General features: G+C 68.1%; 13 protein-coding genes and 1 pseudogene. 6 read left to right on the forward strand and 8 right to left on the reverse strand.

Going from position 1 to position 19,001, the window contains the following annotated elements:
• Positions 1-18: 18 nt before the first annotated feature.
• Together QM748_RS03345 and QM748_RS03350 are read left to right on the forward strand one after the other, a co-directional pair.
• Positions 19-957 carry an MlaD family protein gene (locus tag QM748_RS03345; protein WP_415245640.1) on the forward strand — a complete coding sequence of 313 codons (939 nt, stop codon included), beginning with the start codon at positions 19-21 and terminating at the stop codon, positions 955-957.
• Entirely contained in the window at positions 954-1,577 is a 624-nt protein-coding gene (locus QM748_RS03350; RefSeq protein WP_415245641.1) for an ABC-type transport auxiliary lipoprotein family protein, read from the forward strand. The genes QM748_RS03345 and QM748_RS03350 overlap by 4 nt, the downstream gene beginning before the upstream one ends.
• Before the next feature lie 199 nt (positions 1,578-1,776).
• Here QM748_RS03350 and QM748_RS03355 read toward each other — a convergent pair whose 3' ends face one another.
• Together QM748_RS03355 and QM748_RS03360 are read right to left on the reverse strand one after the other, a co-directional pair.
• Positions 1,777-3,294 carry an SLC13 family permease gene (locus QM748_RS03355; RefSeq protein ID WP_415245642.1) on the reverse strand — a complete coding sequence of 506 codons (1,518 nt, stop codon included), beginning with the start codon at positions 3,292-3,294 and terminating at the stop codon, positions 1,777-1,779.
• Between the two features lie 165 nt (positions 3,295-3,459).
• Complete coding sequence (locus QM748_RS03360; protein WP_415245643.1) at positions 3,460-6,810, reverse strand: error-prone DNA polymerase; 3,351 nt, start codon at positions 6,808-6,810, stop codon at positions 3,460-3,462.
• Between the two features lie 201 nt (positions 6,811-7,011).
• Between QM748_RS03360 and QM748_RS03365 the strand changes: the two genes are divergently transcribed.
• From QM748_RS03365 to gltX, 4 genes and pseudogenes are all read left to right on the forward strand, one after another.
• Positions 7,012-7,983 carry an ABC transporter substrate-binding protein gene (locus QM748_RS03365; RefSeq protein WP_415245644.1) on the forward strand — a complete coding sequence of 324 codons (972 nt, stop codon included), beginning with the start codon at positions 7,012-7,014 and terminating at the stop codon, positions 7,981-7,983.
• Positions 7,984-8,057: 74 nt separating this feature from the next.
• Positions 8,058-8,948: an ABC transporter permease gene (locus QM748_RS03370; protein ID WP_415245645.1), complete on the forward strand. Its 891-nt coding sequence runs from the start codon at positions 8,058-8,060 to the stop codon at positions 8,946-8,948.
• A 152-nt stretch (positions 8,949-9,100) separates the two neighbouring features.
• Positions 9,101-9,896 (forward strand): annotated as a pseudogene (locus QM748_RS03375) (ABC transporter ATP-binding protein).
• 113 nt (positions 9,897-10,009) lie between these two features.
• The gene (gltX, locus tag QM748_RS03380) at positions 10,010-11,422 is read left to right on the forward strand and encodes a glutamate--tRNA ligase (protein ID WP_415245646.1); all 1,413 of its coding nucleotides are present in this window, start codon (positions 10,010-10,012) and stop codon (positions 11,420-11,422) included.
• Positions 11,423-11,508: 86 nt separating this feature from the next.
• Here the strand turns inward: gltX and QM748_RS03385 are convergent, their stop codons facing one another.
• The 6 genes from QM748_RS03385 to QM748_RS03410 all read right to left on the reverse strand — a co-directional run bounded on the left by QM748_RS03385 (position 11,509) and on the right by QM748_RS03410 (position 18,847).
• Positions 11,509-11,952, reverse strand: coding sequence for a phasin family protein (locus QM748_RS03385; RefSeq protein WP_415245647.1), 444 nt, complete (start codon positions 11,950-11,952; stop codon positions 11,509-11,511).
• A gap of 155 nt (positions 11,953-12,107) precedes the next feature.
• On the reverse strand, positions 12,108-12,758 hold the full coding sequence (locus QM748_RS03390) for a response regulator (RefSeq protein WP_415245648.1): 651 nt from the start codon (positions 12,756-12,758) through the stop codon (positions 12,108-12,110).
• On the reverse strand, positions 12,755-13,873 hold the full coding sequence (locus tag QM748_RS03395) for an ATP-binding protein (RefSeq protein WP_415245649.1): 1,119 nt from the start codon (positions 13,871-13,873) through the stop codon (positions 12,755-12,757). The genes QM748_RS03390 and QM748_RS03395 overlap by 4 nt, the downstream gene beginning before the upstream one ends.
• Positions 13,874-14,150: 277 nt before the next feature.
• Complete coding sequence (locus tag QM748_RS03400; RefSeq protein ID WP_415245650.1) at positions 14,151-15,902, reverse strand: Na+/H+ antiporter; 1,752 nt, start codon at positions 15,900-15,902, stop codon at positions 14,151-14,153.
• Between the two features lie 14 nt (positions 15,903-15,916).
• The gene (gene mnmC / locus QM748_RS03405; protein ID WP_415245651.1) at positions 15,917-17,920 is read right to left on the reverse strand and encodes a bifunctional tRNA (5-methylaminomethyl-2-thiouridine)(34)-methyltransferase MnmD/FAD-dependent 5-carboxymethylaminomethyl-2-thiouridine(34) oxidoreductase MnmC; all 2,004 of its coding nucleotides are present in this window, start codon (positions 17,918-17,920) and stop codon (positions 15,917-15,919) included.
• A 6-nt stretch (positions 17,921-17,926) separates the two neighbouring features.
• Positions 17,927-18,847 (reverse strand): DUF808 domain-containing protein, encoded by a 921-nt coding sequence (locus QM748_RS03410; protein WP_415245652.1) that lies wholly within the window; start codon positions 18,845-18,847, stop codon positions 17,927-17,929.
• Positions 18,848-19,001 lie beyond the last annotated feature (154 nt).

Below are 19,001 nucleotides of genomic sequence, written 5' to 3' on the forward strand. Positions count from 1 at the left end.
AACCCGGAGCAACCCGAAATGGAAACACGTGCCCATCACGTGCTGATCGGCCTCTTCACCCTGCTGGTGGTCGGTGCGGCGCTGGTATTCGCGCTATGGCTCGGCAAGAGCCACAGCGACACCCAGTTCCACGCCTATGACATCGTCTTCCAGGAGGCCGTCAGCGGCCTGTCGAAAGGCAGCACGGTGGAGTTCAACGGCATCAAGGTCGGCGACGTCTCGAGCCTGCGGCTCGACCCGAAGGATCCGCACCGCGTCATTGCCCGTGTCCGCGTCGATAGCGAGGCGCCGGTGCGCAGCGATACCCAGGCGCGGCTGGTGCCGGCCGGCATCACCGGCATCTCGATCATCCGCCTGAGCAGCGGCGACGACGCGAACAGCGTGTCGCTGCCGGTCGGGGACGAAGTGCCGGAGATCGTCGCCACGCCGTCGCCGCTGACCAAGCTGATGGCCGATGGCGAGGACGTGATGGTCAACATCAATGGCGTGCTGTTCCAGATGCGCCAGCTGTTCTCGGAAGAGAACATCGCCAGCATCGCGCAGACGCTGAAGAGCCTGGAGCAGACCTCCGGCGCGATTGCCGCCGAGCGCGAGGGGATCACGGCTGCGGTGCGCCAGCTCGCCCAGGTCGGCGAACAGGCGACGCTGGCGCTGGGCGAAGCCTCCAGGCTGGTCGGCAGCGCCAATCGTCTGATCGATGTGGAAGGCGAGCAGACGCTGCGGAGTGCGCAGCGGTCGATGGAGGCCTTCGAACGGGCGATGAGCACCGTCGATATGCTCGTCGGCGAGAACCGCGGCCCGCTCAACAACGGCATGCGCGGCCTGGCCGAACTCGGCCCGGCGCTGGCCGAGCTGCGCGACACCCTGGCCTCGATGCGCGCGATCACGCGCCAACTGGAAAACCGCCCGACCGAATACCTGCTCGGCCTCGAGCCGGTGAAGGAGTTCACACCATGAAATCCCGCAAGTCTGCGATGCGTACCCTGCACCGTGCCGGCCTGGCCGCTTCGCTGCTGATCCTGTCGGCCTGCTCGGTGCTGCCGCGCCCTGAGCCGGTCGATACCTACAGGCTGCCCGCCGCAGAGTGGCGCAAGGCCGAAGGCGCGGCGCTGCCGCTGTCGCTGCGCATCTCGCGCCCGGCTGCCGGTACCAGCTTGTCCGGCCAGCGCATCGTGGTCGTGCCCGAGGGCGACCGGCTCAGCGTTTACAAGGGCGCAAACTGGAGCGATCCCGCGCCGGTGCTGGTGCGCGAGCGCATCATCGATGCCTTCCGCGCCGACGGCCGCATTGCGGCGCTGAGCAGCGACGAAGTCCGCCTGCATGCCGACTACGAGGTCGTCAGCGACCTGCTGGCTTTCCAGAGCGAATACCGCGATGGCGCACCCGAAGTCGTGGTCAGGCTGGATGCTCGCCTGGTGCGGCGCGATGGCCGTCAGATCGTTGCCTCGCGCCAGTTCGAGGCTCGCCATCGTCCGGCGGGCGCCGACGTGCCGCAGGTGGTGGATGGGTTCGGCCAGGCATCGGCGACGGTGGCGGGGCAAGTGGTGGAGTGGGCGACGGCCGAATTGGCCCGCTGAGCGTTTCCGTAGGAGCGGCCTCGGCCGGGGGCGCCGAGCCGCGAAGCGGGCCGGAGGCCGTTAAGCGCCCTGTTGTTGCGGCTGGCTGCCTCCGGCGGAGGACGCTCCGAAAAAGCGCTTTCGCGGCTCGGCGCCTCCGGTTGACGCCGCTGGCAAATAGCTGGGCTGGCGATCTTCAGGAACGCCAGCCCTTTCAGCCTCAGTTCGCCGGCAATGTCATGTAGCCCATCCACGACCAGTAGGTCAGCGCGAACACCACCAGCAGCGCCGTGGCCGCCACGGTGAGCGCCAGTCCGGTGCGGATGTAGTCCTTGATGTCGAAGGTGTCCGTGCCGTAGGCCAGCATGCCCTGGGGCGAGTTCACTGGCAGGATGAAGCCGAAGCTCACCACGAACTGCAGCAGCATCGTCATGCCGATGGGGTTGATGCCGGGTGTTTCCACTGCCTGCAGCACGCTGATGATGATCGGGATCATGGTCGATGCCAGGCCGGTCGCGCTGGCGAAGCCGAGGTGGATCACGATCAGGAACAGTGACAGCAGCATGAAGATGGCGAAGGCAGCCGCGTTCGTCAGGCCTAGATGCTCGACGATCAGGCGTGCCAGCCAGGGCGCGGCTTCTGTCCTGAGCAGGGCCGAGCCCATCGCGATGCCCACCGCGAACAGCAGTACCGTGCCCCACGGAAAGCCTTTCTGCGATTCCTTCCAGTCCATCACGCCGATGCGCGGCAACAGCATCAGCGCCACCGCGACGATGGTGGACGAGGTGGTATCCACGCTGTGCAGCACGCCTTCGGTGGCCCAGAAACCCAGCAAGACGACGGTGATGGTGAGCAGCTTCCATTGCTTTGGTGTGGTCGGCCCGAGGGCGTCGAGCTGCTGGCGGATGGCTTCGCGCCCGCCGGCGATGTGATCCATCTCGGGCTTGAGCATGCGCGTCATGATGAAGTACAGCATCACCGTCAGCACGGCGGAGAACGGCGCGCCGGCGATGAACCATTCGCCCCAGGTGATGGTTTCGCCGAACTGCCTTTCGATGAAGCCGATCGCCACCATGTTCTGCGCGGCGGCGGTCTTGATGCCGATGTTCCACACGCTGGCCGTCTGCGCGGCGGTGATCACCACCAGCGCGGCGAACTTGCTGCGGCGGTCGGCGCCGAAGGCGGTCAGGAAACCCAGCATGATCGGCATCAGGCAGGCCACGCGCGCGGTGGCGCTGGGCACGATGAAGGACAGCAGGAAGCCCACCGCGATCGCGCCCATCGCCACATGGTTGGCGCGCGCCGGAACGTAGGACAGCACCTGCAGCGCAATGCGCTTGTCGAGCTGGGTGGCGGTCATCGCCGAGGCGATGAAGCACGCCGCTGCCACCAGCACCGCCGCGCTGTTGCTGAAGCCCGACAAGGCGTAGGGCAGCGCACCGCGGGTGCCCATCATGGTGTCCGCCGCGTCCTGCCCCGGCGCGGGGCTGAGCGCCAGCAGGGCGATCATCAGCGCACCGATCACCAGCGCCGAAACCGAGTAGTCCAGCGCTTCGGTCATCCACAGGATCACCGCGAAGGCCAGGATGCCCAGCATCATCTGCCCCGCCTGCGGCAGGCCGGCCAGCGGGGGCATGAACACCACGATCAGCAGCGCGGCGATGGCCGCTGCCAGGCCGGCACGCTGCATGAAGCTGAGGGAAGGAGGTGGTGCCTTGGCGGCAGGGCTCGAGGACATGGACGGCTCCTTGCATGTTTTGTCAGGCATTGTGTGACTGCGAAATGTCATGTCATTTTGATGAAAATCAAGAATGGGAGCCATTGCCCGGTATTGCCGGACAGTCGTTTCTGGTCGTCGAATGTGCCGGAACTCGGCGTCGGCCATGCTGCATGCGAGCAGGTTTCAGTGGAAATCCCGGCTCTTCGCAGCCAGGCCCTGCAGCAGCCCGGAATGGTCCACCACCCGGTTAGCGATCAGATGCACGACCTGGCCCTGGCGGCTGATCTGGCCATAGACGCCGAGCAGGTGGGCGCCGAGCAGGGGGCGGCGCTGGCGTTCGAGGAGTTCGGGGCGGACGATGACGTTGGTGAGGCCGGTTTCGTCTTCCAGGGTGATGAACAGCGTGCCCTTGGCGGTGCCGGGGCGCTGGCGGCAGGTGACCAGGCCGGCGCCGCGGGCCAGCATGCGGTCGGGTGCGGCGGCGATGTCGGCGGCGGTGATGAAGCGCAGCCGGGCGAGTTCGCCGCGCACGAAGGACAGGGGGTGGCGGCCCAGGGTGAAGCCGAGGCGGGCGTAGTCGGCGAACAGGTCTTCGGCGGCAGCCGGTGCGGCGAGTCTGGCTGCGGCATCGCCGCCGGGCGCCGTGGCCAGCAGGCCGGGCAGCGGTGCGGCGCCGGTGGCCTGCCACAAGGCCTGGCGCCGGTGGCCGGCCAGCGTGGCAAGCGCGCCGCCTGCCGCCAGCACACGCAGTGCGCCGCTGTCCAGCCGGGCACGGATGGCGAGATCCTGGGTGTCGGCAAAGGCCCGCTGGCGCCGGGCGGCGGCGATGCGCAGCGCGGTGTCCTGGCCCAGGCCGTGGATCATGCGCAGGCCGAGGCGCACGGCTGGCTGGGGAGGCGCGGACTGCCGGCCCGTTTTTGAAGACGGTTTGCCGCAGTGGGGGGCGGTGCTCTCGATCGGAGCCATGCCAGCGCTGGCGGCCACCGTTTCTTCGAGCGTGCATTCCCAGTCGCTGGTCGTGACGTCGGCCGGGCGCACTTCGACGCCGTGGCGGCGGGCGTCCTGGATCAGTTGCGAAGGGGCGTAGAAACCCATCGGCTGGCTGTCGAGCAGCGCGGCGAGGAAGGCGGCCGGTTCGAAGCATTTCAGCCAGGCCGAGGCATAGACCAGCAGCGCGAAGCTGGCGGCGTGCGACTCGGGGAAGCCGTATTCGCCGAAGCCTTCGATCTGCTGGCTCAGGCGCTGGGCGAAGTCGGCGTCGTAGCCGTTGCGGGCCAGGCCTTCGAGAAGCTTCTTGCGGTGGCGTTCGAGTTCGCCCTTGCGCCGCCAGGTGCCCATCGACCGGCGTAGCTGGTCGGCTTCGCCGGCGCTGAAATCGGCGGCGACCACGGCAAGCTGCATGACCTGCTCCTGGAAGATCGGTACCCCCAGCGTGCGCGCCAGCGCACCGTGGATTTCGGCACGCACCTCTGCCATCGGGTTTTCGCCGCGCGCGACGCGTTCGCGCGCACGCAGGTAAGGGGGGACCATGCCGCCCTGGATCGGGCCGGGGCGCACGATGGCGACTTCCACCACAAGGTCATAGAAGCAGTGGGGCTTGAGGCGCGGCAACATGCTCATCTGCGCGCGCGACTCGACCTGGAACACGCCGATTGCATCTGCGCGCGACAGCATTTCATAGACCTCCTTCCGTTCGCGCTCGATGCTGGCCAGGTTCAGCAACTGCCCGCGCCAGGCCGAGGCCAGCGCCAGGCCGCGGCGCAGCGCCGACAGCATGCCGAGCGCGAGCACGTCGATCTTCATCAGCCCGACGGTGTCGAGGTCGTCCTTGTCCCACTGGATGACGGTGCGCTCGGGCATCGCGGCGTTTTCCACCGGCACCAGTTCGTCGAGCCGGCCGCGGGCGATGACGAAGCCGCCGACGTGCTGCGACAGGTGGCGGGGAAAGCCGATCAGTTCCTCGGTGAGCGCGGCCAGCCGCCGGCTGATCGGACTGTCGGGATCGAGCCCGGCGGCGGCGAGGCGTTCGGGCCGCACGCGGCGGCCGTCGAACCAGTGGTGCTCGCTCGTGATGCGGTCGACCTGGGCCTCGCCGAGGCCGAGGGCGCGGCCGACGTCGCGCAATGCGCTGCGGGCGCGGTAGGTGATGACGGTGGCGGCAAGCGCGGCGCGGTCGCGGCCGTACTTGCGATAGACGTACTGGATGACTTCCTCGCGCCGCTCGTGCTCGAAATCGACGTCGATGTCGGGCGGCTCGTTGCGTTCGCGCGAGATGAAGCGCTCGACCAGCATGATGCCGAGCCCGGGATCGACTTCGGTGATGCCCAGCGCCCAGCACACCGCCGAATTGGCCGCCGAGCCCCGCCCCTGGCACAGGATGCCGACGCTGCGGGCGAAGCGGACGATGTCGTGCACGGTGAGGAAGTAGGGTTCGTAGTCGAGCTCGGCGATCAGTGCCAGCTCGTATTCGATCTGTTTGCGCACGGCTGGCGGTACAGGGTCCGTGGCTGGAGGCGGTGGGGCCGCGCGGGCGGCGGGGCGGGCAAGGGCATGGATTGCGGGTGGATCATCGGCAGGGCGGCCGTCATCCTGCCGGTAGCGCCAGGCCAGGCCGCCTTCCACCAGGCGGCGCAGCCAGCTGGCGGGCGTTTCGCCGTCGGGCACGAGTTCGGCCGGGTATTCGTAGCGCAGCTCGTCGAGGCTGAACGTGCAGCGCGCGGCCACGGCCAGGGTCTCGGCCAGCAGGGCGGGCGGGTAGCGGCTGGCGAGCGTGGCGCGGTCGTGCAGCCGGCGTTCGGCATTGGGCGCGAGCGCCAGGCCGGCTTCGGCCACGCTGCAGTGCAGCCGCAGCGCCGTCATCACGTCGGCCAGCGGCCGGCGGCCGGCGTCGTGCATCAGCGCGCCGCTGGCGGCCACGGCCGGGATGCCGGCGCCCCGGGCGATGCGGCGCAAGCGGGTGATGCGCTGGCGGTCGCGGCCGTCGAGCAGCACCGTGACCGCCATCCAGGCGCGGCCTGGGAAGCACTGGGCGAGCCAGGCGGCATCGGCTTCGAGGGTGGCAGCGGAGTCGGTGGCGGCAGAGCCGGCGGCAGGCGGCTCGGCACGCGCCGGGACAGGCCAGTCCGGCGGTGGAAAATCGGCGGGCGGAATCAGCAGGGCCAGGCAGTCGGGGCAGGCGCCGTCGAGCATCGCCCGTGTGAGCTTGTATTCGCCCTTGCCGGCAGCGCGCCGGGCGCGGGTGATGAGCCGCGACAGCTGGCCGTAGCCGGCGCGGCTGGCCGCCAGCAATACGATGCGGGGGCCGTCGGTCAGTTGCAGTTCGCTGCCGATGATCAGCCCGGGCCGGCCTTGTTCGGGCAGCTCGCGCAGCGCGCGGTGGGCGCGCACCACGCCCGCCAGGGAACATTCGTCGGTGATCGCGATCGCGGCGTAGCCGAAGGCGGCTGCCTGGACGACGAGTTCCTCGGGATGCGAGGCGCCGCGCTGGAAGCTGAAATTGCTGAGACAGTGGAGTTCGGCATGGTCGGGAAGCATGCGGTTGACTGTAAAAAAATACAGTCATTGGCGCAATCATGTTGCCCGTCTTCTGTGCGAACGCCATGAGATCGCCTGCCTCCAGGTTCGCGGCAGTCGCCTAAAGCAGCGATGACCTGTAGACTCCAGGGGTTTCGTTCTGCTGCGGCAGGGCGAGTCTTGCCAACTTTCCTGGCCGAGATGGCCGCTGAGGAGTCCTGAATGCCTTTCATCAAGTCCCGCAATATCCTGTTCGGTGCGCTGACGCTGGCTTTCGCAATCGCGGCCCCGGTCCATGCCCAGCAGAAATCCGTCGCCGTCACCGCGATCGTCGAACACCCGGCGCTGGATGCGGTGCGTGATGGCGTCAAGCAAGGCCTGGCCGAAGCGGGCTTCGAGGAAGGCAAGAACCTGAAGTGGCAGTACCAGAGCGCCCAGGGCAATACCGGCACCGCTGCCCAGATCGCGCGCAAGTTCGTCGGCGACAAGGTCGATGTCATCGTTGCCATCGCCACGCCTTCGGCGCAGGCCGTCGTCGCCGCGACCAAGAGCATCCCGCTGGTGTATTCGGCCGTGACCGACCCGGTCGCCGCCAAGCTGGTGCCGTCGATGGCGCCGTCGGGCACCAACGTCACCGGCGCTTCCGATGCGCTCGAACTGGACAAGCAGATCGACCTCATCAAGCGTGTCGCGCCCAACGCCAAGCGTGTCGGCATGGTCTTCAACCCCGGCGAGGCGAATTCGATCGTGGTGCTCGAACAGATGCGCGAAGCGCTGCCCAAGCATGGCATGAGCCTGGTCGAAGCCGCCGCGCCGCGCTCGGTCGACGTCGGCTCGGCCGCGCGCAGCCTGATCGGCAAGGCCGATGTCTTCTACACCAACACCGACAACAACGTGGTGTCGGCCTACGAGGCCCTGGTCAAGGTCGGCATGGATGCCAAGATTCCGCTGGTGGCCGCCGACGTCAACAGCGTCTCGCGCGGCGCGGTGGCGGCCTATGGCATGGACTACCGCGGGCTGGGCGTGCAGACCGGCAAGATCGTCGCCCGCATCCTCAACGGCGAGAAGCCGGGCGACATCGCTTCCGAGACCAGCAGCAAGCTGGAACTCCACGTCAACCCGGGCGCAGCGGGCAAGCAGGGCATCACGCTGTCCGACGAACTGGTGAAGTCCGCCGCCAAGGTCGTCCAGTAAGCCCCGCGGCAGGCGTGCTGCCGGCGCTCGGCCGGCGGCGCCTGATGCCGACTTTCAGCCTACGGTAGTTCCCCATGTCTCTCTACACCCTGCTCGGGGCCCTGGAGATCGGGCTGATCTTCAGCCTCGTCGCCCTCGGCGTCTATATTTCCTTCCGCCTGCTGCGCTTCCCCGACCTGACCGTCGATGGCAGCTTCCCGCTCGGCGGCGCGGTGGCCGCCACGCTGATCGCAAGCGGCACCGACCCCTTCGTCGCCACGATCGCGGCGACCCTGGCCGGCGCCGTGGCCGGCCTGATCACCGGCTGGCTCAACGTGCGGCTGAAGATCATGGACCTGCTCGCCAGCATCCTGATGATGATCGCGCTGTACTCGATCAATCTGCGCATCATGGGCAAGCCCAACGTGCCGCTGATCACGGAGCCGACGGTCTTCAACATCCTGCAGCCCGAATCGCTGGCGGACTACGTGTTCCGGCCCTTGCTGCTGGTCTTCCTGGTGCTGGCGGCAAAGCTGCTGCTGGACAGCTTCTTCGCCACCCAGAGCGGCCTGGCGATCCGCGCCACCGGCTCCAACGCGCGCATGGCGCGGGCGCAGGGCGTCAATACCGGGCTGGCGGTGCTGGCGGGCATGGCGCTGTCCAACGCGCTGGTCGGGCTGGCCGGCGCGCTGTTCGCGCAGACCCAGGGCGGGGCGGACATCTCGATGGGCGTGGGCACCATCGTCATCGGCCTGGCGGCGGTGATCGTCGGCGAAAGCCTGCTGCCTTCGCGCAAGCTCTACCTGGCGACCATCGCGGTGATCGTCGGCGCCATCGTCTATCGCTTCTTCATCGCGCTGGCGCTCAACTCCGACTTCATCGGCCTGCAGGCGCAGGATCTCAACCTCGTCACCGCCTTGCTGGTGACGGTGGCGCTGGTGGTGCCCAAGCTGCGCCAGCACTGGTCCGGAAAGAAGGCGAACTGAGATGACGACCCCCACGCTCACTTTGTTCGCGGAGGGCCGGCTTAGTACAGCCGACCCGTTCGGCAGGCACGACGCAGTGCGTCGTGAAACCCCTGCCTCACCCCCCCGAGGGGGCTCCAGCCTCCCTTGGGGCGGCCCGGCGGGAGTCTAATATGCTCAAAGCCCAGGATCTGCACCTCACCTTCAACCCCGGCACGCCGATCGAGACCCAGGCCCTGCGCGGCATGTCGCTCGAGATCCCGTCCGGGCAGTTCGTCACCGTGATCGGCTCGAACGGCGCCGGCAAATCGACCTTCCTCAATGCCGTGTCCGGCGAGCAGAAGATCGACAGCGGCAGCATCGAGATCGACGGCATCGACATGACCCGCCAGCCGGTGTGGACGCGGGCGCGCCACGTCGCGCGCGTGTTCCAGGACCCGCTGGCGGGCACCTGCGAAGACCTCACCATCGAAGAGAACATGGCGCTGGCGAAGATGCGCGGCCGCCGCCGCGGCCTGTCCTTCGCCGTCAAGCCGGCGCTGCGCGAGGAATTCCGCGCCCAGCTGTCGAACGCTCGGCCTCGGCCTGGAAAACCGCCTGTCCGACCGCATCGGCCTGCTCTCCGGTGGCCAGCGCCAGGCCGTCAGCCTGCTGATGGCGGCGCTGCAGCCTTCGCGCCTGCTGCTGCTCGACGAACACACCGCCGCGCTCGATCCGCGCACCGCCGCCTTCGTCCTCGAACTGACGGTGCGCATCGTCGCCGAGCACAAGCTGACGACGATGATGGTGACCCACAGCATGCGCCAGGCGCTCGATGTCGGCCAGCGCACCGTGATGCTGCACCAGGGGCGGGTCGTGCTCGACGTCTCGGGCAAGGAGCGCGAAGGGATGGACGTGCATCACCTGCTCGCGATGTTCGAGAAGGTGCGCGGTGAAGTGCTGGACGACGACAAGCTGCTGCTCAGTTGAACACCGGCTCCGGCAAGTCGCGGGCGCCTGTCCGGCGCAGGGTGCCCGCGCCGCAAATGGCCACAATCGCTTAGAATCCGCGCCTTCGCCCAAGCTTCACGACGAAATCACCAATGTCCCAGCCTTCCGCTTTCCGTCCCGTCCGCACCCGCTTCGCGCCCAGCCCCACCGGTTATCTCCACATCGGCGGCGCGCGCACGGCGCTGTTCTCATGGGCCTTCGCCCGCCGCCATGGCGGCAGGTTCATCCTGCGCATCGAGGATACCGACGTCGCCCGTTCCACGCCCGCGGCGGTGCAGGCCATCCTGGACGGCATGCAGTGGCTGGGCCTGGAGCATGACGAAGGCCCGTTCTACCAGATGCAGCGCATGGCGCGGTACAAGGAGGTGATCCAGCAGATGCTGGCCGCCGGCACCGCCTACCACTGCTACATGTTGCCGGAAGAACTCGACCGCATCCGCGAGGAGCAGCGCGCCCGCGGCGAGAAGCCGCGCTACGACGGCCGTTGGCGGCCGGAGGCCGGCAAGGCGCTGCCGCAGCCGCCCGAAGGCGTGCAGCCAGTGGTGCGCTTCCGCAACCCGGTGGAGGGCGCCGTGGCCTGGGACGATCTGGTCAAGGGCCGCATCGAGATCGCCAATGCCGAGCTGGACGACTTCATCATCGCCCGCGCCGACGGCACGCCGACCTACAACTTCTGCGTGGTGGTGGACGACTGGGACATGGGCATCACCCACGTCATCCGCGGCGACGACCATGTGAACAACACGCCGCGCCAGATCAACGTGCTGCGGGCGCTGGGCGCCGAGGTGCCGCTGTACGCCCACCTGTCGATGATCCTCGGCGACGACGGCACCAAGCTGTCCAAGCGCCACGGCGCGGTCAGCGTGATGCAGTACGACGAGGACGGCTACCTGCCGGACGCGGTCATCAACTACCTGGCCCGCCTGGGCTGGAGCCACGGCGACGACGAGGTGTTCAGCCGCGCGCAGTTCGTCGAGTGGTTCGACCTCGACCACATCACGCCTTCGGCGGCGCAGTTCAACACCGAGAAGCTGAACTGGCTCAATGCCCAGTACATCAAGAAGGCGGACGATACTTTCCTGGCCGCCCAGGTCGCCAACCGCCTCGCGCGGCGCGGCGTGAATCCCGAGACCGGCGTTTCGCTGGAAGCGGCCATTGCGCTGTACAAGGACCGCGTTTCCAACCTGAACGAGCTGGCCGATGCGGCCGAGCTGTTCGTCGCCGACGTGCATCCGGCGCCGGAAGTGATCGGCCAGCACCTGAACGAAGCCGCGAAGGCCGCGCTGACCAGTCTGCGCGGGCGCCTGGCGGGGGCGGAGTGGAACAAGGCGGCGCTGTCCCAGGCGATCAAGGACACCATGGCCGAGCACGGCCTGAAGATGCCGCAGGTGGCGATTCCGCTGCGCGTTGTCGTGCTGGGCGTGCCGCAGACGCCGTCGATCGACGCGGTGCTGGAGGTGCTGGGGCGCGAGCGGGTGCTGATGCGGCTCGACCGTTATCTCTGAGCGAAGGTTTGCCCTCAGGCAGGCGGTAAACGGCGAAGGCCCCGAAGTTTTTTCGGGGCCTTCGCCGTTTACCGCTTCAGTGCAGCTCAGGCAGCCTTGCGCGTGCTGTTGCGTGCATTCGCCGTCGGTGTGACGAAGGTTTCCAGCGTGCTCGCGGGTGTCAGCTTGGAGACTTCGTTGAACAGCGATTGCATCGAGCTGCTGATTTCGTTGAAGTGGCGGGTACTGATTTCGGCGAACTCAGTCTGCGTGCGCAGGCAGATTTCATTCACGTTGCGCAGGTATTCGGTGGCCTGTTCGAAGCCTTCGTTGTTTACGTTGATGCTGTTGGTGAAGCGGCTGCGGAACTCTTCGCCATCGAGCGGCAGGGTCTGGGCCGAGGCGTGGGCGCACAGCGAGCGGGCTGCTTCGACGTTGAGCGAGAGCAACTGCTCCGAAGCGTTGAGGATGGTGTCGGCCAGCGACTGGAAAGTCTGCAGGCTGGCGTTGGCAGTCGCTGTGAACTGCTGTACGGACGGATGGGTGGTCATCTTGGCTTCCTCGCGGGTGGCAGTGAATTGCTTGAAGCCTCGGATGCTAATGTCAAAGGCAGAGGGGGGATATACCCCGTTATGGGTGTTTGGATGTACCGGTAAACAGGTAGGCCGTGTAACGCAGCGTAAATACGCTTCGAGTAGTTCCGGTCTCATTCGCTCACCTGGCAGATGCCGTTGCGGATGGCATAGCGGGTGAGTTCGGCGACGCTGTGCAGATCGAGCTTGCGCATGATGTTGCGCCGGTGCACCTCGATGGTCGATGGGGCGATGTACAGCCGCTCGGCGATGCGCGCCGAGGTATGGCCTTCGGCGATCAGCTGCAGCACCTGGCGCTCGCGCGCGGTCAGCTGCGGCGCTCCGGTACGCGGTTCGGTGCCGGAGCGCAGTGCGTTGGCCACCGCACCGGCCACTTCCGGGCAGAGATAGCTGCGGCCATGCCGGACGTTGTCGATGGCGCGCAGCAGATCGTCGCTGGCGGCGGCCTTCGTCACGTAGCCCTGGGCGCCGGCATTGAGCAGGTCGATGACGAACTGCTGGTCGGAATAGGCCGACAGCCCGATCACCCGGATGCCGGGGTACAGCGCCAGCAGGCGGCGCGTGGCCTCGATGCCGTTCATGCCCGGCATGCCGATGTCGATGCAGACGATGTCCACCGGCTGCCTGGCGAGCAGGCGGAGCAGGTCTTCGCCGTTTGCCGCCTCGCCGACGACGGCCAGGCCGGGCTCTCTTTCCAGCAGGGCGCGCAAGGCATGGCGGAACATCTGGTGGTCGTCCGCGAGCACGATGTTCAGTTGTTTCATGGCCTGCCTCCCGGAAAGCGATGCGCATGGGGTGCGAGCACGACTTCGATTTCGGTGCCGGCGCCGGGTGCGGCGCGCAGCGTGAAGCGGCCGCCGGCGAGTTCGGCGCGCTCCCGCATGGTGATGAGCCCGAGGCCGGGCGCGCCGGCAGGCTGGCCGGGCCGTTCCGGGTCGAAGCCGCAGCCGTCGTCGGCGATGCGCAGGATGATGTCCCTGCCGCGGCGCCGCAGCTCGATCCTGATCCGGCGTGCGGCGGCGTGTTTGGCGCAGTTGGTCAAGGCTTCCTGGGCGATGCGGAACAGCATGGCCTGCAGTTCCGCGGACAGGCCGCCCATGTCCTCGTCCAGCTCGAGCAGCACGCGGGTATCGCTGTGGCGGGCGACCAGCCTGGCATACTCGCGGATCGCGGCGGCCAGGCCGGCGTAGTCGAGCGTGGCCGGATGCAGGGTCGCGCAGATGTCGCGGATGCCGGCGTCGGTGTCGGCGAGCAGCGCGGCGGCATCGTCCAGCAGGGGTTCCAGCTCTCGGTGTATCGAGTCCGGCAGCGCCTTGCGGAGGTTGGTGAAGATCAGCTTCAGCGCCGCGAGATTGGGGCTCGCCTGGTCATGGAGGGCCGCGGCGAGCCGGCGGCGTTCATGCTCGCCGACTTCGAGCAGGCGGCGCGACAGTTCAGCGACGCGGCCCACCTGGCGCAGGCGCTCGGCTTCCAGCGCCTTGCGCTCGGTGATGTCCTGCACCGTGCCGTAGAGCATGTACACGCGGCCCATGGCGTCTGCGACCGGCACGATCTCGGTGACGTAGTGTGCGGTGGTGCCGGACGGCAGGTGCGCAGTCTGTTCGAGCGTGCAGCGCTCGCCCTTGTCGATCGCATACCAGAAGGCGGTGCGGGTGAGTTCGAGCGATTCCGGGCTGAAGTAGGCGAGGGCTTCGTTGATGTCGGGCACGCCTTGCGCGACGGGCCGTTCGAACAGGCGGAACAGTTCGGGCGACCAGGTCATGCGGGCGGTATCCCGCTCCAGTGTCCAGTCGCCGACGCGGGCAAGCGCCTGGGTGGCTGCCAGGCGGCGTTCGGTATCCGCCAGTGCGGATGCGAGATGGGCATCGTGTGCAAGCATGTTCATCTCCCGATACGAAGGTGAGCCGTCTGCAGAACCCGATCCGCCACACCATGGCGGCCTGTTCTCCCGTGGCCCCCATGCGTTGCGGACGCAGCAGGAAGCGTGCTGGGTCGACAGTGCCGGAAAGATTTTGTTCGGGCGGCGGCAGTTCGCCGTTTGGCTGGCCAGCAAGACGGCTGCGAGCGCGAACCATGCAGACCAGAGATCATCAGCCGGGCATCGGCCAAGCGGAGGGCGTGAGGGCAGGCCAGGAACGGCCCTTTCAAGGGCCGTGTCAGTGGGTGCCGCTCTCCCGCGGCGGCGTCGAGGACGCCACCGCGTCCGCCGCCATCCTGGCTGCACGGCGGGCGACATCGAGGCGCCTGCGCAGCGCAACTTCCGCGAGGTCGAGTTCGGCGACCAGGCTGCGCAGCGATTCGTCGTTGATCCGGTGGGCGTGACGCTCGGCGTAGAGCGTGTTGCGTTCGGCGTGCAGCGCCTGCAGCCGCAGTTCCTGTTCGACGACGTAGCGCTGGCGGCGCTGGAGGATCGCGTCGGGCGCTTCGGCCTGTGCCTCGGGCGTTGCCGGCGGAGTGTCGTCGTCGAGCAGATCGATGCGCTTGCGGTATTCCTGCGTCAGGCGGCCGGCGGATTCCTGGTATTGCGCCAGCCATTGCGGATCGGCCGCTTCGGCCTGGGCCTTGTCCAGCACCATGCTGGCGATCGCGGCCTTGCATGCGGCCAGCCGGGCCTGGCGTTCTTCCTGCACCGATGCAGGCTCGCCGCTCGGCGGCAGGCGCCGCAATACCAGCGGCAGGCCGATGCTGCCGATCAGCAGCGTGAACAGGATGGTGCCGGTGGCGAGGAAGACCAGCTGGCTGCGGCCGGGGAAGGGGCTGCCGTCGTTCAGCAGCAGCGGCACCGACAGCGCGCCAGCCAGTGTCACCGCGCCGCGGATGCCGGCCAGCGTGGTCGCCAGGGTCAGCAGCCGCGATGGTTTTTCGGCCAGTTTGCCTTCGGCGTGCGCGCGCCACAGGCTGGTGTGCACGCCGGTGCTGAGCCAGAGCCAGCGCATCAGCAGCAAGGCCGTCGAGATCGCCACGACCTGTCCGACAGGTACCCACCAATGATCGCCCGCCTGCTCCAGCGTGGTGCCGATGATGGAGGGCAGCTGCAGGCCGAGCAGCAGGAAGATGGCGCCGTTGAAGGCGGATTCCACCATTGCCCAGGTGCCTTCGGTCTGCATCCGTTCGGTGATGAATTCGCTGCGGTTCAGGTCGGCGAAATTGGTCGTGATGCCGGCGGCCACTGCCGCCAGGATGCCCGACACGCCGATGAACTCGCCGACGATGTAGGCGGCAAAGGGGAGCAGCACGAGCAGCAGCACCATCTGGGTGGCGGCGACGTCGCCTAGCTTGCGGGTCACGGTGTCGCGTGCCACGGCGAAGCCCCAGCCGATCAGCGCGCCGGCGGCGAGCCCGCCGACTGCCATCCAGACGAACTCCTTGGCTGCTTCGCTCCACGAGAACAGCCCGGTGAGCGTCGCGGCGATGGCGAATTTCAGGGCGACCAGGCCGGATGCGTCGTTCAGCAGCGATTCGCCTTCGAGCACGTGCATGGTCTTCGACGGCATGCCGAGATTGCGCGTGATGGCCGACACGGCCACCGCATCGGTGGGGGAGACCACCGCGGCAAGGGCGAAGGCGACCGTCAGCGGCATCTCGGGAATCAGCCAGTGGATGAGGTAGCCGAGTCCAAGCACCGTCACCAGCACCAGGCCGAAGGCTAGTTTCAGGATCGGTTTGTAGAGCGAGAAGAACTCGCGCTTCGGAATGCGCCAGCCGTCGGCGAACAGCAGCGGCGGGATGAACAGCAGCAGGAACAGCTCCGGGTCGAAGGCGATGTGCAGGCCTTGCTGGGGCCAGGCCAGCAGCGTGCCCAGGCCGATCTGGATCAGCGGCAGCGGAATGGCACGCAGGTAACGGGCGGTGATGCCGGTCAGCGCACCGAGCATCAGCACCAGCAGCACGGTTTCGACGGTATGCACGGATGTTCCTCAGTTCATGCCCGGGGCCGCAGCAGGAAGCGGGCCGGATCGATGGCATCGCACAGATTGCGTTCGAGCGGCAAGGGCTCGCCTTCGATCTGGCTGGCCAGCAGTTCGGCGGCGAGCGCGGACCACACCAGGCCGCGCGCGCCGTAGCCCGACAGCACCCAGGCGCCGGGCTGGCGGGGTACGTCCGGCAGCGGCGTGCCGGGGGCCGGCGCACCGGGCAGCGGCAGGGCGCCGACCATCGGCAGGCGGTCGGGCGAGGCAGGGCGGAAGCCGACGCGGCCGGCCACATCATCTGGTGTCAGGCCGGCGGCGATGCCAGGCAGCATGCCGTCGAGCTTGGCGAGGTTTTCGGCATGGTCGGCGTCGCGCAGACTGGTGTCCTCGTCATCCACCGAGAAAGTTGCGCCAGCGCAGCGTTGACCATCGACTTCGGGGCTGACGTAGCCGCCGCGGCAGACGACGAGGCGGGGCGGGCTGCCGGCCGCGGCGGGCAGGATCGATACCTGTCCGCGTGCGCTGACCACCGGCAGCAGGCCGGACGGCAACAGCTCGCGCACGCCGGTACCGGCGGCAAGTACCATCACCGGCGCCCGGGCGATCGTGCTGCCCTCGGCATCGACGGCCTGCCAGGCTTCGCCGTCGTGTTGCAGTCGGATGACCTCGCGGCCGAAGTGGCCGTCGATCCGTCCCGCGTGGATATTTCCGGCTTGGGCGCGCCCAGCGTGGCGGGCCAGGTTGGCCGCGCACAGGCTGGGCGGCTGCACCCAGCCGCTGTCGCCGAAATGCCAGCCGCCGATCGGCAGCGGCCAGCCTGCCAGTTCCGATGCCGTGGTCGCGTCGACGTAGCGCAGGTGTCCGGTGGGCAGGGCGAGGCGTTCGACGACCCTGCCCATCTTTGCCGCCTGGAGGTCGTCGCGCGCCAGGTGCAGCACGCCGCAGGCTTCGGCCTTGAGTTGGAGGCCGTCGCGCTGCAGCCGGGCGATGTGGCGCCAGCCGTACAAGGTACCGGCGCGGGTCAGCCGGCTCATCGGGTTGTCGTCGAGGCTGGGCAGCGGACGCAGCACGCCGGCGAGGTTGCCGGAGGCGCCTGTCGCCGGCGCGTCGGCGGCATCGACGAGATCGACGGCCCAGCCACGTGCCGCCAGCCGTTCGGCCAGCGCGCAGCCGGCCAGGCCGGCGCCGATCACCAGTGCATGGCGCACGGGCGGCGATGTGGCTGAAGAGGGCAGGACGGCGGGAGCAGGTGAAGAGCTGCCGGCGGCGCTTCCAGGCCGCCGGTCCTGCCGCCGTCCGCGCAGCATCTGCCGCTTGCCGCCGAAGCCGGGCGCCTTCTCCACCTCGAAGCCGGCGTGGCGCAGATGCTCGCGCACCTTGCCGGCGACCGACCAGGTCGCCAGCGTCGCGCCCGGCGCCGCCAGGCGGGCAAGCAGGTGGCAGATCTTCGGCGACCAGAGTTCCGGGTTCTTGGCCGGTGAAAAGCCGTCGAGGTAGAAGGCGTCGGCACGGGCAGCGAGCTGTTCCAGGCCGTCGCGGGCGTCGCCGAAATACAGCGTCAGCGTCACCTGTTCGTTGTCCAGGTGCAGCCGATGCAGGCCGGGCGCCAGCACGGGCCATTGCAACAGCAGTTCGGCGCTGAGCTCGGTCAGCGCGACCCACTCGGCCGGCCAATCAGCGGGCTGGACCGCCTGCAGGCGCGCATGCAGCGTGGCGAGGTCGTCGCGGCTGAAGGGGTGCAGTTCGCAGGAGACGAAATGCAGCCGTCCGCAGCGCTGCGGGTCGGCCCGCCAGGCCGCCCAGGTGGCGAGGAAGTTCAATCCCAGGCCGAAGCCGGTCTCCAGCACGACGAAGCGGTCGCGGCCCTGCCAGCGCTGCGGCAGGCCGTTGCCGGCGAGAAAGACGTGGCGGCTCTGGCCGAAGCCGCCGTCGCTGGAGTGGTAGATGTCCTCGAAGGTGTCGGAGCGCGGCGTGCCGTCGTCGGCAAAGGCGAGGCGTGCCGGGATGATGGGCATCGGTGTTCAGTGTGCGGCGGACTTGGCAGGCAGCAGGCGCTTGACGATGCCGACCACGGCCAGCACCAGCGCACCGACGATGATGCCGAACACGCCGTCGAGCAGGCTGGGCAGCAGGGCGCCGGCGATTCCGCCCATGCCGGCGGTGAGCGTCTCGATGAAATGATGCACTGGCGGCAGGCCGTGCGTCAGGATGCCGCCGCCGACCAGGAACATCGCCACCGTGCCGATCACCGACAAGGCGCGCATCAGCCACGGCGCGACCCACAGGATGACCTTGCCCACGGTCTGGGCCAGCGCATTGGCGCGCTGGCTGAGGTAGAGCCCGGCGTCGTCGAGCTTGACGATGCCGGCCACCAGGCCATACACGCCGATCGTCATCATGATGGCGATGGCGATCAGCACCGCGACCTGGGTGGCGAAATCCATGCCGCCGACCACGCCCAGGGCGATGACGATGATTTCGGCCGACAGGATGAAGTCGGTGCGCACCGCACCCTTGATCTTGTCCTTCTCGAAGGTGACCAGATCGACCGCCGGGTCGATCCGGACCTGGACGGCTTCGGCGTGGCGCTCACCTTCTTCCTTGCCGTGCAGGAATTTGTGCGCCAGCTTCTCGAAGCCCTCGAAGCATAGGAAGGCGCCGCCCAGCATCAGCAGCGGCGCGATCAGCCACGGGATGAAGGCGCTGATCGCCAGCGCCGCCGGCACCAGGATGGCCTTGTTCAGCAGCGAACCCTTGGCGACCGCCCATACCACCGGCAGTTCGCGCTCGGCACGCACGCCGGTGACCTGCTGGGCGTTCAGCGCCAGGTCGTCGCCGAGCACCCCGGCGGTCTTCTTGGTCGCCACCTTGGTCATCGTGGCGACATCGTCGAGCATGCTGGCAATGTCGTCCAGCAGCATGAACAGGCTGCTTCCGGCCATGGTGGTCTTACTCCGAAAAATTGAAAGTCATGAGGGAAGACCTGCCTGTGTTGCCGTGATTCATGGAGGCCTGTGCCAGCGTGATTGGGGAGGAAATTGTAGCCGCGCGGTGTCCGGCAAGGTTGTTTCCCGTGATGTCAATCAAAAACCCGCA

This window comes from Thauera sp. (assembly GCF_047601425.1).
Lineage (GTDB): Bacteria > Pseudomonadota > Gammaproteobacteria > Burkholderiales > Rhodocyclaceae > Thauera.